The sequence below is a fragment of the Pseudomonas sp. LBUM1660 genome (assembly GCF_059695935.1).
The window spans coordinates 2,464,119-2,480,826 of record NZ_CP166795.1 but is presented as its reverse complement, the minus strand read 5'-3'; the positions used below and the strand labels follow the sequence as shown (position 1 = coordinate 2,480,826).

13 protein-coding genes are annotated in these 16,708 nt (G+C 62.1%); 5 read left to right on the top strand and 8 right to left on the bottom strand.

Annotation, left to right across the window (positions count from 1 at the left end):
- Positions 1-496: 496 nt before the first annotated feature.
- On the bottom strand, positions 497-1,417 hold the full coding sequence (locus ACA068_RS11710) for a LysR family transcriptional regulator (RefSeq protein WP_497309917.1): 921 nt from the start codon (positions 1,415-1,417) through the stop codon (positions 497-499).
- A gap of 47 nt (positions 1,418-1,464) precedes the next feature.
- A complete protein-coding gene (locus tag ACA068_RS11705; protein ID WP_497309915.1) occupies positions 1,465-2,451 on the bottom strand; it encodes an MBL fold metallo-hydrolase in 987 nt (328 codons plus the stop codon).
- Positions 2,452-2,659: 208 nt separating this feature from the next.
- Here ACA068_RS11705 and ACA068_RS11700 point away from each other — a divergent pair, with 208 nt between their 5' ends.
- Positions 2,660-3,076: a helix-turn-helix domain-containing protein gene (locus tag ACA068_RS11700; RefSeq protein ID WP_497309913.1), complete on the top strand. Its 417-nt coding sequence runs from the start codon at positions 2,660-2,662 to the stop codon at positions 3,074-3,076.
- A gap of 199 nt (positions 3,077-3,275) precedes the next feature.
- Here the strand turns inward: ACA068_RS11700 and ACA068_RS11695 are convergent, their stop codons facing one another.
- The 3 genes from ACA068_RS11695 to ACA068_RS11685 form a co-directional block, all read right to left on the bottom strand.
- A complete protein-coding gene (locus ACA068_RS11695) occupies positions 3,276-4,718 on the bottom strand; it encodes a catalase (protein WP_497309911.1) in 1,443 nt (480 codons plus the stop codon).
- Positions 4,719-4,793: 75 nt separating this feature from the next.
- Complete coding sequence (locus tag ACA068_RS11690) at positions 4,794-5,618, bottom strand: alpha/beta fold hydrolase (RefSeq protein ID WP_497309910.1); 825 nt, start codon at positions 5,616-5,618, stop codon at positions 4,794-4,796.
- A 32-nt stretch (positions 5,619-5,650) separates the two neighbouring features.
- Positions 5,651-6,226: a flavodoxin family protein gene (locus tag ACA068_RS11685; protein ID WP_497309908.1), complete on the bottom strand. Its 576-nt coding sequence runs from the start codon at positions 6,224-6,226 to the stop codon at positions 5,651-5,653.
- 475 nt (positions 6,227-6,701) lie between these two features.
- Between ACA068_RS11685 and ACA068_RS11680 the strand changes: the two genes are divergently transcribed.
- Positions 6,702-9,554 (top strand): ATP-binding protein, encoded by a 2,853-nt coding sequence (locus ACA068_RS11680; protein WP_497309906.1) that lies wholly within the window; start codon positions 6,702-6,704, stop codon positions 9,552-9,554.
- Here the strand turns inward: ACA068_RS11680 and ACA068_RS11675 are convergent.
- The gene (locus ACA068_RS11675; protein ID WP_497309904.1) at positions 9,519-11,003 is read right to left on the bottom strand and encodes an ATP-binding protein; all 1,485 of its coding nucleotides are present in this window, start codon (positions 11,001-11,003) and stop codon (positions 9,519-9,521) included. The two genes, ACA068_RS11680 and ACA068_RS11675, sit on opposite strands and share 36 nt — an antisense overlap.
- A 185-nt stretch (positions 11,004-11,188) precedes the next feature.
- On the bottom strand, positions 11,189-12,139 hold the full coding sequence (locus ACA068_RS11670) for a GlxA family transcriptional regulator (RefSeq protein ID WP_497309902.1): 951 nt from the start codon (positions 12,137-12,139) through the stop codon (positions 11,189-11,191).
- A gap of 339 nt (positions 12,140-12,478) precedes the next feature.
- Between ACA068_RS11670 and ACA068_RS11665 the strand changes: the two genes are divergently transcribed.
- Positions 12,479-13,201, top strand: a complete 723-nt coding sequence (locus ACA068_RS11665) for a pirin family protein (protein ID WP_497309901.1) — start codon at positions 12,479-12,481, stop codon at positions 13,199-13,201.
- 160 nt (positions 13,202-13,361) lie between these two features.
- Here the strand turns inward: ACA068_RS11665 and ACA068_RS11660 are convergent, their stop codons facing one another.
- Positions 13,362-14,237 carry a LysR family transcriptional regulator gene (locus ACA068_RS11660; RefSeq protein WP_497309899.1) on the bottom strand — a complete coding sequence of 292 codons (876 nt, stop codon included), beginning with the start codon at positions 14,235-14,237 and terminating at the stop codon, positions 13,362-13,364.
- Between the two features lie 113 nt (positions 14,238-14,350).
- Here ACA068_RS11660 and ACA068_RS11655 point away from each other — a divergent pair, with 113 nt between their 5' ends.
- Positions 14,351-15,565 carry a YbfB/YjiJ family MFS transporter gene (locus ACA068_RS11655; protein WP_497309897.1) on the top strand — a complete coding sequence of 405 codons (1,215 nt, stop codon included), beginning with the start codon at positions 14,351-14,353 and terminating at the stop codon, positions 15,563-15,565.
- A gap of 137 nt (positions 15,566-15,702) precedes the next feature.
- Positions 15,703-16,701 carry an NAD(P)H-quinone oxidoreductase gene (locus tag ACA068_RS11650; RefSeq protein ID WP_497309895.1) on the top strand — a complete coding sequence of 333 codons (999 nt, stop codon included), beginning with the start codon at positions 15,703-15,705 and terminating at the stop codon, positions 16,699-16,701.
- Positions 16,702-16,708 lie beyond the last annotated feature (7 nt).

The window sequence follows — 16,708 nt, the reverse complement described above, 5'->3', positions numbered from 1 at the left end:
ATGTTGACTGGCACTCCGCCTTCGCGAGCAAGCCCGCTCCCACAGTGGAATGATGTGTACCAGCAAGAGACTGGTCGGCTGTCAGGCCGCCTTCGCGGGCAAGCCTCGCTCCTACAGGGATCAGCGTGCACCATCCGCTTCTCACCACTCATCAGGCCGAGCGTTAGCTCGCCTGCTCTTGATCTACCCGCCCCTTCGGGAGGCTGAGTGGAGGCGTTCATCTGGGGGTTGGGCGCGTAGCGCCGTGCGGCGAAGCCGCACACATCGAGAGGAGGTCGAAGCGAAGCCGACCGGAGGCGATGCCCCCAGATGAATGCCGGAGCGAGGGTACGCCGAGCCTAGGCGAGGGGCCGGACGTTGGGGCGAAGACCTTTGCTTCCTTTGGGGCGTTTGCCAAAGGGAGTCGCCGTAAGGGCGAAACCATAAGCAGCCGTTACCGCAGAAATGGATATGTACACAACCACCAAGAACCTGGTCGGCCCGAAGGCCGCCACGTTCAAGCCGAAACCGGCAAAGGCCTCGACATGAACTCACTGATCCGCGACCGCAACCACCGCTCCGCCGGATCATTGTCATGCACCCCGCTCCAGGCCATCGACAACTGCGCCGCATCAATGGGAAACGGCGGATCCTCCGCCCGCAACGCACACCCCTCAACCAGCGCACACGCCGCATAATCCGGCACCGTGGCAATCATTTCAGTACCGGCCAGTAACGCCCGCAAGCCACTGAATTGCGGCACGCCCAACACCACCCGGCGGCTGCGGCCGACTTTGGCCAGATCCAGATCGATGTTGCCGCTCAAGTCGCCGGAAAACGACACCATGGCATGCGGTCGTTCGCAATACTCGTCGAGCGTCAGTGTCCCCGGTCGCTTGTCCCCGCGCAGCACTTTGCAGGGGATGTCCCGCAACTTCTTGCACTTGGCATTCGCCGGTAAATCCGTGGTGTAGCTCACCCCCACGGAAATTTCTCCCGACGCCAACAATGCCGGCATCAGCAGATAGTTGGCGCGACGCACCACCACGACGATCCCCGGCGCCTCTTCCTGCAGTTGCCGCAACAACGGCGGAAACAAACCGAACTCGGCATCGTCCGACAGCCCGATGCGAAACACGTCGCAGCTGGTCGAGGGATCAAATTCCTTGGCCCGGCTCACCGCCCCGGAAATCACATCCATCGCCGGTTGCAGCTCCTTGAGAATCGCCAGTGCCCGCGCCGTCGGCTCCATGCTACGGCCATTGCGCAGCAGCAACGGATCGTCGAACAGATCCCGTAACCGCCCCAGCGCCGCACTCACCGCCGGTTGCCCCATGAACAATTTTTCGGCCACACGGGTGAGGTTCTTCTCGAACATCAACGCTTCGAAAATCACCAGCAGGTTCATGTCGACACGGCGCAGATCGTTACGGTTCATAGGCACGGTTTCCTTGTGTGTTCAGCCAGGCATGAGCGCTTGAGACTTTACTCGATCAAAGGCACTTTCGCCGCACGTTTGTAAGGCCCGTATTCGACCGGCACCCACTGGAAGTGCTTGCCCTCTGCTGCGATGTGACCGATGCCCGGAAACGGCAAGTGCGCCGCCGTCACCCAGGTCTTACTCGCCGCCGCCTCACTGAACACCTTGGCGCGACTCTTGATCGCCTGCTGGCTGTTGACGTCAAAACCGATCGACACTTGCGGGTGCTCGAACTGCACGGCGAGGTTATGCACCAGATCGCCCATGAACAGAATGCTTTGCCCCTGCGAGGTAAAGCGGTAAGTAGTGCTGCCCGGCGTGTGCCCGGGTTCCAGCTCGGCCTCGACCACGCCCGGCACCGGCGACTGACCGGCGGCGAAAGTCTTGAAACGGCCTTCGGCCACATACGGTGCGGTCGAGTCCTGGGCAATTTTGAAATACGGCTTGGCGCCCTCGGGCGCCTTGGCCAGGGCTTGCGGATCAAGCCAGTAATCGGCCTCTGCCTTCGCAGCAAAGACCGTGGCGTTGGCGAAAACCGGCTTCTGCTGGCCGTCGACCAGCCCGCAGACGTGGTCCAGGTGCAAGTGGGTCAACAGGATGGTGTCGACTTGCGCGGGCTCATAACCGGCGGCTTTCATGTTGTCCGAGAGCTTGCCGGCCGTTTCGCCGATGCACTGGCCGGCGCCGGTATCCACCAGGATCAGTTGCTTGCCGGTGTTGATCAGAAACGCGTTGAACGCGGTCTGCACCCCCGGTGTTTCAATCGAGCGACGGGCCAGCAGCGCGCGGATCTGACTCTGGGTCAGGCCCTTGAGCAGTTTGGACGACAGGTCGTTGTAGCCATCGAACAGTGCCGTGACTTCGTAATCGCCCACCGCCAGGCGGAAGTAGCCCGGCACTTGTGTGCCGATCTGCGCCGGTGCCTGCGCCGAGGCAATACCGGACGCCAGCGCGACCGCGAGCCCCAGTGCGCAAACCAGAGAATGTTTCATGCCTTCACCCTTGATCGAGTCAGAAAAGCGGCGATGTGAACGCCACCGGATGAGGGCGATTTTGCACGGATCGTGCCCGTGGAAATTGCAGCAATGTGCTGAGTTAGCGCCGTTGCCCCGCCAGAGCACCGATGGAAATTAACAACGTTTAACTCGCCTGCCAGAGCCCTGCGCCCAAGAATGAAGCTCACCGACACGGACATCTGTCATGGCCTCTTCTCAGCAAAACCTCGCCTGCGCGACTGTCACTGAAACGCGAAAGAAAACCACCGGCGGCCTGACCCCGTGGCGCGAAAGCCTGGTCAAGCAACTGATCCTCGAACGCCTTGGTGAAACCGTTGAAGTGACCGAACTGGCCCGCGCCTGCGCCCTGTCGCGCAGTCATTTCTCCCGCGCATTCAAGTGCAGCACCGGGCTTTCGCCGCAAGACTGGATTCGCCACCAACGGATCGCCCGGGCCAAGCAGTTGATCCAGAGTACCGACCTGACACTGACGCAAATCAGCCTCGAATGCGGCTTCTGCGATCAGGCGCATTTCTGCCACATCTTCACCCGCAGCGAAGGGATCAATCCGTTTGCGTGGCGATGCCGTGTTGTGCGCGCCCTCTCTCGCGGGCCGTTGTAGCAGCGAGCGGTGCGGCGATCCGACTTACCCGCGAAGGCGCCCGTAAAATCGTCTTCGCCGGCAAGCCTGGCTCCTACAAGTCTCATGTGAATCCACACCTCGCCCCCCCCCAAAAACCTGTAGGAGCGAGGCTTGCCCGCGAAGGCGTCCGTAAAATCGCCTTCGCCGGCAAGCCTGGCTCCTACGGATCGCAGGGATTTCAGCCCAACGGGGTCAGGCGCTCCAACGCCTCGACCACGCCAAACCCATACGCCGGATCAGCCTTGGTGCAGTTGTCGATATGGCGCTGACGAATCGCCTGCGGTACGCCGTTCATGGCCCGCGCGGTGTTGTCGAACAGCAGCTGTTTGCGCACCGGGTCGAGCAAGCGGAACAGGTTCCCCGGCTGCTCGTAATGGTCCTCTTCCAGCCGATGATCATAGTGCTGCGCGAAGCCTTCCAGCGGCAGCGGCGGCTCGGCCAATTCCGGTGAATCCTGCCACTCGCCCAGGCTGTTGGGGAAGTAACTGGCGGTGCCTCCGAGGTTGCCGTCGGTGCGCATGGCGCCGTCGCGGTGGTAGCTGTGAGCCGGGCAGCGCGGTGCGTTGACCGGGATGTGATTGAAGTTCACCCCCAGGCGATAGCGCTGGGCATCGCCATAGGAAAACAGCCGCGCCTGAAGCATGCGGTCCGGCGAGAAGCTCACCCCCGGCACGACGTTGGCCGGCGAGAACGCCGCTTGTTCGATTTCGGCGAAGTGGTTTTCGGCGTTGCGGTTGAGCTCCATGACGCCAACTTCGATCAGCGGAAACTCGCCGTGCGGCCAGACTTTGGTCAGGTCGAACGGGTTATGCCGATAGTTGAGCGCCTGCGCTTCTTCCATCACCTGGATGCACAGTTTCCAGCGCGGAAAATTGCCCTGCTCGATGACTTCGTAGAGGTCGCGCAGATTGCTTTCGCGGTCCTTGCCAACCACCGCGGCAGCCTCAGCGTCCGAGAGGTTTTCGATACCTTGCTGGCAGACAAAGTGAAACTTCACCCACACCCGCTGGTTGTCACTATTGATCAGGCTGAAGGTGTGGCTGCCGAAGCCGTGCATGTGGCGGAAACTGGTGGGAATCCCGCGATCGCTCATGACGATGGTCACCTGGTGCAGCGCCTCCGGCAGCAGGGTCCAGAAGTCCCAGTTGCTGGTGGCATTGCGCAGGCCGGTGCGCGGGTCGCGCTTGACCACGTGGTTGAGGTCGGAGAAACGCAGCGGGTCGCGGAAGAAAAATACCGGCGTGTTGTTGCCGACAATGTCCCAGTTGCCTTCGTCGGTGTAGAACTTCACCGCGAAGCCACGGATGTCGCGCTCGGCATCCGCCGCGCCGCGTTCGCCGGCCACCGAAGAAAAGCGCACGAACAACGGCGTTTGCTTGCCCACTGAACTGAAGATATCGGCTTTGGTGTAACGCGTGATGTCATGGGTGACGCTGAACGTGCCGTAGGCGCCCGCGCCCTTGGCGTGCATGCGCCGCTCCGGGATCAGCTCGCGGTCGAAGTGGGCGAGTTTTTCCAGCAACCAGATGTCTTGCAAGAGCGCCGGCCCACGAGGGCCGGCGGTCTGGATATTGAGGTTATCGACCACTGGGGCGCCAGTGGCGTTGGTAAGCTTTTTCATGAACTGGACCTCGACGGTTATCGGCGCTCATCAGGAACAAAAACCGGCGCGGATCTATGCCCGCGCCGGGGAACATCAACCCTTGAGAAACGCCAGCAGATCAGCGTTGAGCTGATCCTTGTGAGTATCAGTCAAGCCGTGAGGGGCGCCGGGGTAGACCTTCAACGTAGAACCTTTCACCAGTTTTGCTGAGGCGATGCCTGCCGCTTCGAACGGCACCACCTGGTCCGCATCGCCGTGCACCACCAGTGTCGGGATGTCGAACTTATTCAGGTCTTCGGTGAAGTCGGTTTCCGAGAACGCCTTGATGCAGTCGTAGGCGCTCTTGTGACCGGCCATCATGCCTTGCATCCAGAACCAGTCGATCATGCCCTGGGACGGCTTGGCGTCCGGTTTGTTGAAGCCGAAGAACGGTCCGCTGGCGAGGTCGATGTACAGTTGCGAACGGTCGACCAGGGACGCCTGACGAATGCCATCGAACACTTCGATCGGCAGTCCGCCAGGGTTGGCTTCGGTCTTGAGCATCAGCGGCGGCACTGCGGAAATCAGCCCGGCCTTGGCCACGCGGCCGGTGCCGTGGCGACCGATGTAGCGCGCCACTTCGCCGCCGCCGGTGGAGAAGCCGAACAGCACGGCGTCTTTGAGGTCGAGCAACTCGATCAACTGCGCCAGATCATCGGCGTAGGTGTCCATGTCGTTGCCGCTCCACGGCTGACTGGAGCGGCCATGACCACGACGGTCGTGGGCGATCACCCGGTAGCCTTTGGAGGCCAGGAAGATCATCTGCGATTCCCAGCTGTCGGCGTTCAGCGGCCAGCCGTGGCTGAAGACGATGGGTTGGCCGGTGCCCCAGTCCTTGTAGTAAATCTCGGTGCCGTCTCGGGTCGTGAACGTACTCATGCGATGTCTCCTTTGCGAGTGTTGGGGGTGTATCAAAGCGGTGAAGGGTTCATTCGTTCAGCCAGCCGCGCCACCCGCTCGCCCAGGTGCGCGGCGGTGCAACGGTCTTCGGCAGGTGGGGCGAGGTCCGGGGTCTGTTCGACATTCGACTGGGCCATGGCGCCGAGTGAACTGCCGAGGCGATTCATTTGCCCGTCGAAGGCGCCGATGCTGGAGCGCGCCGGCAGCAGGTCGAGGCCGACCCAGATCATCGAGTGCTGCGCGGCGAACACCGTCATCTGCAGCAAGGTGTTGAGTTTGTCGCCGCACAGGCAGCCGGAATTGGTGAAGCCGGCAGCCAGCTTGTCGCGCCACGGCTGGGCGAGGTAGAACGCCGCCGTGGACTCCATGAAGCCTTTGAACGGTGCAGACGCGCTGCCCATGTAGGTCGGCGCACCGAAGATGATGGCGTCGGCGCTATGCAACCGTTCCCAGTGCTGGTCCACTTCATCGACCGGAACCAGCAGGCAGGTGCTGCCCACGTGCCGTTCCACACCCAGGGCCACGGCTTCGGCCATGACCCGGGTGTGCCCGTAGCCACTGTGATAGACCACCACCACGTTGCTCATTGCGGTGTCCTCATGACAAGTTGATCCCTTTGCAACACCGCCGCCCTCTGTAGGAGCGAGCCTGCTCGCGATGGCGGCGGCACATCCAACATAGATGCAAGCTGACCCACCGCTATCGCGAGCAGGCTCACTCCCACAGGTTTCGTGGCACATTCAATTTCGATGCAAGCTGACCCGCCGCCTTCGAGAGCAGGCTCGCTCCTACAGACCAGCGGGTGTTGAAGCAGCAGAGTTTTGGGCGTAGACCAGACGCAGGACGAGTTAAACGTTGTTAATTTTCATTGGCGCGCCAAAAGCCTGAACACCTGCTTTGCTGCGGTTGCACCCAGTAAACACGGCACCCGCCCGTGGCGCCGGGTGCGGGCAGTCGCCGCGAACACCCGACAGTCACTCGAACCCTCGTTGCGTTGCCGGAAAAACCTGACGAATATGCTCGAAAACCGCGAACCAGACGGCTGCAAGCAGGAGCGACACGTTGACCCTTTCCCCCGAGCAGGCCATCCATTTCGGCCCCTACCGGATCTATCCCGGACAACGCCTGGTACTGGAGGCCGACCAGCCCCTGCGTCTGGGCCGGCGCGCCATGGATATTCTGCTGATCCTGCTGGAGCACGCCCCAAACGTGGTCAGCAAACAGCAACTGATCGCCGGGGTCTGGCCCAAAAGCGTAGTCGAAGACATCAACCTGCGCGTGCACATGGCGGCGCTGCGCAAAGCCCTCGGCGACGGCCAGGCCGGCCAGCGCTATATCGTCACCGTCGCCCAGCGCGGCTACAGTTTTGTCGCGCCCTTCTCGCTGGAACCGATCCATCAGCACCCCACGAGCGAGAGCCTAGAGCCGAGCGCCCATAACCTGCCCATCCGCCAGACGCGCATGATCGGCCGTCAATCGCTGGTCGAGAGCCTGGTCACGCAGCTGCCACGCCAGCGCTTCATCACCCTCGTCGGCCCCGGTGGAATCGGCAAGACCACCGTGGCGTTGCGCGTCGCCGAACTGTTGATCGGTCGCTATCGGGACGGCATTCGCCTGCTGGACCTCGCGCCGATCAACGACCCGTCGCTGATCACCGCCCATCTGGCGACGCTGCTGGATTTGTCCCTGCACGACGCCGAACCGATGAGCAGCCTTGCCGCGTTCCTGCGCGAGCGGCGGATGCTGCTGGTGATCGACAACTGCGAGCACCTGATCGACGCCGTCGCGCTGCTCTGCGAAAGCATCCTGCGCGCCGCGCCGCACGTGCACATCCTGGCCACCAGCCGCGAGAGCCTGCGGGCCGAAGGTGAGTTCGTCCAGCGTCTGGAATCGCTCGATTGCCCACCGCCCATCGCTGTTCTGGACCGCGCTCAAGCGCTGACCTTTTCTGCGCTGCAACTGTTCGTCGAGCGGGCCATGGCCAGCCATGACAGTTTCGAGCTGAGCGATCACGAACTGCCGCTGTTGATTGAAATCTGCCACCGTCTGGACGGCATTCCGCTGGCCATTGAACTGGCGGCAGCGCAAGTCGGCCACTTTGGCCTGAGCGGTTTGCTGACCCAGCTGCAAGGCAGTTTTCGCCTGCTCACCCAGGGCTGTCCGTCGACGCTGGGCCGACACCAGACCCTGCGCGCAACGCTCGACTGGAGTTTCGAACTGCTGAACGCCTGCGAGCAAACCTGCCTGCGCCGACTGGGCGTGTTCAGGGGCGGCTTCACGCTGGAGTCGGCCGCGGCGGTGATCGTCGGCGAGCACATCGAGCCCGGCGAGGTGTTCGGATCTATCACGCAACTGGTGGCCAAGTCGCTGCTGAACGTGGAAGTGGGCGACGAAGCAGTGTTCTACCGCTTGCTCGACACCACCCGCAGCTACGCCCTGGAAAAACTCGACCAGACCGTGGATCTGCCGGACACGCGAAAACGCCACGCTGAACGTTGCCTGGCCTTGATGCACCAGGCGCAAACCGACTGGGAGCTGATTTCCACGGGCCTGTGGATCGAGCGTTACGCCCGCAGTCTGGATGACATTCGTTCGGCCCTCGACTGGGGCTTGAACGCTCAAGGCCCGCAGGCGCTGGCGATCCGGCTGACCGCGACCTCGACGCCACTCTGGCAGGAATTGTCGCTGCTCAAGGAGCATGGCGTTTACGTGCGCAAAGCGCTGGCCTTGCTTGAGGCAGCCCCCACGCCCTGCACTCACTTGCAGATGTCCCTCAAGCTCGCCCTTGGCAGTTCCTGCTACCACACCCAGGGCGGCACGGACGAAACCATCGCCGCGTTCGTCAGCGCCAGAACCCTGGCCAGGCACAACAACGACATGGCCGGTCAACTGCGGGCGGTGTCGGGGCACATGGCGGTCAACCTCAGTTGCGGCCATTACCAAATGGCACTGGAGCAGAGCCAGCTGTTCGACCGTCTGGGTGCAGAGGGCGACGCCGTGTTGTCGCTGAGCACGCATCGCTTGCGCGTCCTGGCCCTGCACTTTGCCGGCAATCAGCAACTGGCCCGGGTGAATGCCGAACAGGTCATCCAGCGCATGGCCCACAGCGGACACCTCAACCGCTTCACCCACGGTTTCGGCGTGCAATACGATCAGAGCGTGGCCGCCCTGACGATTCTGGCGCGCATCCTCTGGCTGCAAGGTCACCCGGAACAAGCCTGGCGCACGGCCCGCCAGGCACTGGACATCGCGCTCCAGATCAACCACGGCACCTCCATTTGCTACACCCTGGCGCTGGCCGGCTGCCTGATCGCCCACTACAACGGCGACAACAAAACCGCCCGCAAGCTCTTACGGCTGCTGCTGGAGCAGGCGCAGAAACATTCGGTGCTGCTGTTTTATACGTGGGCGCAACACTATGCGCAGGTGATTGACCAGGCTGAAGCACCGTCAGCTCCACCACCGGGCGCCGGGCTGATCAAGGAAATCATGGTCACGCTGGACACCGCGTTCGTCGATGAAGCCTTGTTGCAACGGGCCGATACGGGGGCGGCGGGATGGAGCACGGCGGAGATATTGCGGGCCAGGGCTGATGCGTTGCTGGCCGATGACAATCCGCCACAGGTGGATTGTTTGAGCGGACGCTATCGCGAGCAGGCTCACTCCCACACAAGCGCGGTGGCGGAAGAAGTATTGGTTCGGGCGTTGAATGTGGCCAGGCATCAGGGCGCCCTGGCTTGGGAACTGCGCAGCGCCACCTCGCTGGCGCAACTGTGGCAGCGCCAGGGCTTGTACCGGCAAGCCCATGAACTGCTGGCGCCGATCTACAACCGGTTCACCGAAGGTTTTGCCACGCCGGACTTGAGCAAAGTCCGTTGGCTACTCGACGAGCTCCATGGGCAACTGCACGCCTGAGACCCAGCGCGCACGGCTGATGTAATGCGAGTAGCGCCGCTCGAACGTGCGCAGGTGGCCGCTGTGCTCGAGCTTCTCCAGCGCATAGGTGCGCGTGGTGTTGAGCAATCGATAACGCGTCGTGCCGTTGACCTGATCCATCGAGAGCAACGACTTGGCGACCAGCCGCTGTACCAGCGTCGCCAGTTGATTGGGCTTGAGCACCTCGCAACTGCTCACGCCAATCGCCGCTTCGAGGGTGAAGGACATCTTGAAGACCGAGAGGCGCTGCAACACGATTTGCTCCAACGGGCTCAGCCGTTCATAGCTCCAGTCCAGCGTCGCCTTGAGGGTTTGATGCCGGGGCACGGCCGTGCGCCGGCCCTGGGTCAGCAGTTGAAAACAGTTATCCAGTTGAGCCTGCAAACCGACCAGCGCCAGCGCATCGATCTGCGCCGCTGCCAGTTCAATGGCCAGCGGCAAGCCGTCGAGCCGACGGCAGATTTCCCGCACCGCCTTGAGGTCCTGTTCGCGCAAGGCAAACCCTTGTTGAAGGGCTCGGGCGCGACTGACGAACAACTGCACCGCCGAGTAGCCCATGGCCTCGGCCACGCTGTGCAACGCCGACCCGGGTGGCACGGCCAGGGACGGCAAGCGCTGAACCGTTTCCCCCGTCGCCATGAGCGGTTCACGACTGGTGACGAGGATCGACAGCCGAGGCGCCGACGCCAGCAAATCGTCGACCAATGTCCGGCAGCGTTCCAACAGGTGTTCGCAGTTGTCGAGCACCAACAACATATGCCGATTCGCCAATACATCCAGGGTCGTGCCGACTTCCAGCTCAAGGGTTTGAGTCAGATGATCGACCACTTGCGCGGGGTCATCGAGCGCCGCGAAATCAACCAGCCACACGCCATCCTGATAGTGCTGCAACAGCAGTTCGGCCACGCGTAGCGCCACGGTGGTTTTGCCGATACCGCCGGGACCGACCAGGGTCATGAGGCGCCGAACCGGCAACTGCCGGACCAGGCTGCCGACCATCGAGTCTCGACCGGTCACGGGGGTGAGCCGTGCCGGCAAATTGTGTTGATTTTTTTGTGCGCTCTCAAGCGAGACCAAAGTACCCGCAGGCACCCGCTCCACCGGGGCAATAAAGCTGTAGCCGCGCTGGGGAATGTTGACGATGTAGCGCTCACCATCCTGGCCGTCGCCAAGGGCCCGACGCAGCGCCGCAATGTGCACGCGCAGGTTGATTTCTTCGACCACGGACGTCGGCCAGACATGGGCAATCAACTCGTCCTTGCTGACCACATGGCCGGCGCGCTCGACCAGCACCTGGAGGATATCCAGTGCCCGACCGCCCATGCGCAGCGGCCGATCACCGTCCAGGATCAGCCGTTGCCGCTGGTGGAATGCGTAGGGGCCGAACCGCAGCACCGTATCGCTGTTTAAATCTCTGAGGCTGTTCATGCACGTTTGCGTGCTGAAAACCTGGCTCGGCTCACAGTGCAGAAATATCCATCGCACCCACCTTCCAGGCTCCCGCACCTCCATTGCAAAGAGTTCATGGCTATCTTGGCAGGCCTCGGTGACGGTACAACTGCCACGGGGGGAGCGTCACGGCCATTGCGGTGCGCACCACGGCCAAGAACGCTCTAACTGAACTGTTCGCGGTATTGCGTCGGGGTCAGTCCGAGCTTTTCGGCGAACAGGAATCGCATGTGCCGCACGCTGCCAAAGCCACTTTTGAAGGCCACGGTCTTGAGTGGCAAGTCGCTGGTTTCCAGCAGATTCCTGGCGCAATCGATGCGCGCGCTTTGCAAAAACTCCATGGGCGTCATGTTCACGTCCCGGGCAAACATCCGGGCGAAGTGCCGCGTGCTCATGTTCGCCAGGCTGGCCATGCGTTCGATGCTGAAGGCTTCGTCGAGGTGTTCGAGCACATGGTTCTGCACGCGGGTGATCGGCGTTTCATGCGGCGCGACAGCGGCCATCAACGGGCTGAACTGCGCTTGCCCGCCCTGGCGCTTCATGACCACCAGCAACACCTTGGCCACGTCCTGGGCAACTTTCTTGCCGTGGTCTTCAGCGACCACCGCCAGTGCCAGGTCGATGCCGGCGGTGACGCCGCCGGAGGTGATGAGGTTGCGGTCCTGAACGTAAATCTGATCGGTTTCCACCGTCGCCTTGGGGAAACCTTTGATCAGTCGCTCGGTGTAATGCCAGTGGGTGGTGACGCGATAGCCGTCCAGCAGACCGGCATGCCCCAACACGAACGCGCCGGTGCAAATCGAGCCGTAGCGCCCGGCGCGATTTACAGCGTCTTTGAGCCAACACAGCAACGGTGGATGTTTTTCGTTGTAGGCACCCGGGCCGCCCGGTACGAGCAACAGGTCATAGGCTTGATCGGCCTGATCGATGTGCAGATCGGCCTGCACGATGACGCCGTTGGAAGCGCGCAGTGCGCCATGCTCAGTGCCAATGGTCGCCAGCTCATAACGGTCATCCGCTGCCAGGTATCGATTGGCGATGGAAAACACTTCCATGGGCCCGGCCATGTCGAGCAGCAGAAAGTCCGGAAACAACACCATAGCCACGGTTTTCATGGGTTCACAATCACTGAAGTCAAAAGAAGATCCATCTGCCAACACCCATCCCTGTAGGAGCGAGGCTTGCCCGCGATAGCGGCGTGTCAGTCAGCATAAATGTTGAATGTAATGACGCCTTCGCGGGCAAGCCTCGCTCCTACAGGGTTTGGTGCAGGCAGCGTGTGCATTATGGCCAATGTACGGCGCCAGCGTCGGAGAAGATTACCTGATTACACGCTCAGCACTGTCAACCCATACGAGACAGTATTTCTATTTCCATCTACTTATTGCACCAGCCAGTAACCATTAACCTTCTCCTCACTCGGACGAATCAACGTCCCCACAGGAGATTTCATCATGCTGACCCTTCGCAAAGCCTCGGATCGCGGCGCCGCCAATCACGGTTGGTTGAAGTCGTTCCACACCTTTTCCTTCGCCAATTACCGCAACCCGAAAGAGCAGGGCTTTTCCGACCTGCTGGTGATCAACGATGACCGCGTGGCGGCCGGTAAAGGTTTTGGCCAGCACCCGCACCGCGACATGGAGATTTTCTCCTACGTGCTCGAAGGTGCGCTGGAACACAAGGACACCCTGGGCACCGGTTCGGTGATCCGTCCCGGCGACGTGCAATTGATGAGCGCCGGCAGCGGCGTGGCCCACAGCGAGTACAACCATTCGGCCACGCGGCCGGTGCACTTCCTGCAAATCTGGATCGTGCCGGAAGTCAGTGGCGCCAAACCGCGTTATCAGCAAGAGCATTTCAGCACCCAGAAAAAACGCGGGCGCCTGCAACTGATCATCTCCCCCGACGGGGCCAAGGGCTCGCTGAAGGTGCGTCAGGATGCTCGGGTGTATGCCGCGCTGATCGACGGCAAGGAAAGCGCCACCCTGGAACTGGCCGCCAACCGCTACGCCTATGTGCACGTGGCCCGTGGCAGCGTCGAACTCAATGGTGTGCAGTTGCAAGAAGGCGATGGCGTGCGGGTTCGTGATGAGCAGGTGCTGGCGTTGAGCAACGGCGTGGATGCCGAAGTGCTGGTGTTTGACCTGCGCCCGCAGGAACTGCCGGAAATGCCATGACCTTCACGCGATCCCTGTAGCAGCTGGCGAAGCCTGCGTCCGGCTGCGCAGCAGTCGTAAACCCTGCACATGCGGTGTGTCATGAAGACCGCAGTGTCTGGTTTTACGACTGCTGCGCAGCCGGACGCAGGCTTCGCCAGCTGCTACAGGGTTTCGCGTTTTATTCGCCGGTACCGGAAAACACCGCGACAATTTCATCGATGACCGCACGGACGCTGGCGGTGTGCCGTAAGTCCGCGTGGGTCACCAGCCAGACGTCATACGGCACCGGTCGTGTGCGCTCCGGCCATAGCCTGACCAGCCCGTCCCTCTCCCCCATGTACACCGGAATTTCCCCGACCCCAAGCCCCGCCGCGATGGATCGGCGCACCAGCAGACTGGAACTCAGACTCGCCACAATCCGCCCGCGCCCCAACGGTTCCGAGACCAGGGTCATGTCTTTGTTGCCTTGCAGGTACGGCTGATACACCACCAGGTCATGCCCTTCGAACGCCGAGCCTGGCGCTGGCACGCCATGGGCATCCACGTAATCCCGAGAAGCAAACAAGCCCACCGGCCAGCGTGCGATGCGACGGGCGATCAGGTCCGGGTTGTCCGGCCGGGTGTTGCGCACGGCGATGTCGGCTTCGCGTTTGGCCAGGCTGAGGATCTGCGTGGAGGCGTCCAGTTGCACGCGCACGTCGGGGTGCTGTTCATGCAAGTGGGCCATGGCCGGGATCAGAAAATCGATGGCCAGGGAATCGGTGGTGCTGACCCGCACCAGCCCGGTCAGTCGATCGTCGAGCCCTTGAATCCGCCGCTCCAGCTCCATCGCTGAATGCTCCATTTTTTCCACGGCCGTCAGCGCCGCCTCCCCCACTGCCGTCAGCGCATAGCCTTCATAAGTGCGCAGAAACAGCGTCGCACTCAATGACTTTTCCAGCGCCGTGATCCGTCGGCCGACCGTGGCCTGATCGACCCCCAGCACCCGCGCCGCGCCCCGGAGCGTCGACGCTCGGCACACCGCCAGAAACACCCGTGCGTCATCCCAATTCATACCGCTCCCCCACTGATGCACAATTGCATCACCATAGCGCAAACACGCTGCGTTATTACATCAATTGATCGGGATAGTCTTGAGGCCAGCTTAAACCTTTCAGGACCTTTCCCATGCACAGCACATCGACCACCCCGCGCAGCGCGATCTGGCTGCCGATCTTCGCCGGCCTCAGCGCCAGCCTGGTCAGCATCGGCCTGGCGCGGTTTGCCTACACGCCACTGATTCCCTCGTTGATCCAGGCGCACTGGTTTTCCGCCAACGACGTGGTTTACCTCGGCGCCGCCAACCTCGTCGGTTACCTGATCGGTGCGCTGATCGGCCGGCCATTGGCAAACCGCACCTCGAACAAAACCGCGTTGCGCCTGATGATGCTGGCCGTGACCTTGTCGTTTTTCGCCTGTGGTTTTCCGTTGTCGGTGAGCTGGTTCTTCGGCTGGCGTTTGCTGTCCGGCGTTGCCGGCGGCGCGATCATGGTGCTGGTGGCGGCGACGGTGTTGCCCCATGTGCCGACGTCCCGCCGAGGTCTGGCCAGCGGTGCGATTTTCCTGGGCATCGGCCTGGGCATCGCCGGCTCGGGGACGATTGTGCCGCCGCTGCTGAGCCTTGGTTTGCAGCAAACCTGGTTTGGCCTGGGTCTGCTGTCACTGCTTCTGACGGCCACGAGTTGGTTCGGCTGGCCAAAAGAGGCGCATCATCAAGCGGTTGAGGTATCGATCGAGCAACCCACCACGCCGACCGACACAGGGGTTTACCTGTTGTTCGCCCAATACGCCTTCATGGCCGCCGGGCTGGTGCCGGCCATGGTGTTCCTGGTCGATTACGTGGCCCGCGGCCTCGGCGCCGGGCCGCATGTCGGCGCGCTGATCTGGGTGATATACGGACTGGGTGCGATCATCGGGCCGGTGAGTTACGGTTTTCTGGCCGATCAACTCGGTGCGAAATTGAGCATCCGCCTGGTGCTGGTGGTGCAGGCGATTGCCGTTGGCCTGCTGTCGATTTCCAGCTCGTTCACGGCGCTGGCCTTGCTGGCCGTGATCCTCGGTTCGTTCCCGCCGGGCATCGTTCCTCTGGCGCTGGCCCGGGTTCACGAACTGCTGCCGAACCATCACCAGCAGCAGATTGCCTGGAGCCGCGCGACGGTGTCGTTCGCCACGTTTCAAGCGATTGCAGGGTTTGCGTATTCGGCGCTGTTCAATGCCAGCGGCGGTCAGCATGGGTTGTTGTTTGTGATTGCGGCGGGCGCGATTGTGGTTGCACTGTTGCTGGAACAGGCCACTCGGTTGCTGAAAATCAAACAATGTGCGGGCTTGCTCGCGAAGACGTAGGCAGATCCAGCATCAATGTGGCTGACACACCGCTATCGCGAGCAGGCTCACTCCTACAGGGGGTCGGTGGTTTGGACTGAATTATTGGTTCACTGATGCGATCCCATTTACAGATGCTTTCCCGACAGGACTCCAACATGACTTTGCCCCACACCATGACCCTGATTGAAATCACCGAACCCGGCGGCCCTGAGGTGTTGAAGCCGCGCCAGGAACCGGTGCCCACGGCCGGCGCAGGCGAAGTGCTGATTCGTGTGCACGCCGCCGGGGTCAACCGCCCCGATGTGATTCAACGCGCCGGCAAGTACCCGATGAAACCCGGCATGAGCCCGATTCCCGGGCTGGAAGTGGCCGGTGAAGTGGTCGCCATCGGCACCGGCGTCAGCGAATTCATCGTCGGCGACAACGTCTGTGCGCTGACCAACGGCGGCGGTTACGCGCAGTATTGCGTCGCACCGGCCAGCCAGACGCTGCCGATCCCTGAAGGCATGGATTGGGTGCATGCAGCGGCCGTCCCGGAAACGTTCTTCACCGTGTGGGCCAACCTGTTCGATATAGGCGGCGCCAGCAAAGGCCAGCGCGCGTTGATCCACGGCGGCACCAGCGGCATCGGCACCACGGCGCTGATGCTCTGCCGCGAGTTCGGCGTCAAGGCCTTCGCCACGGCGGGCAGTGAGCAAAAGTGCGCGGCGATTCGCAAACTGGGCGCCGAGGCGATCAACTACCGCGACCAGGATTTCGTCCAGGTCATCCAGGAAAAAACCGCCGGCAAAGGCGTCAACGTGATCCTCGACATCATGGGCGGCTCGTACCTGAATCAGAACATCGCGGCCCTGGGCATGGAAGGTCGCCTGGTGATGCTCGGCTTCCTCGGCGGTGCCCGTGCCAACGATGTAGACCTGATGGCGATCATGGGCAAACGCGCGACGATCACCGGCTCGCTGATGCGCTCGCGCACCCGTGAAGAAAAAGCCTCGATCGCCGAACAGCTGCGCGAGTACGTGTGGCCGGTACTGGCTGCCGGGCGTTGCCTGCCGATGATCGACAAGGTTTACCCGTACACCGACGCGGCGCAGGCCCACGCACGAATGGAAGCCGGCGATCACATCGGCAAGATTGTGCTGCGCATGGACTGATCCCCTG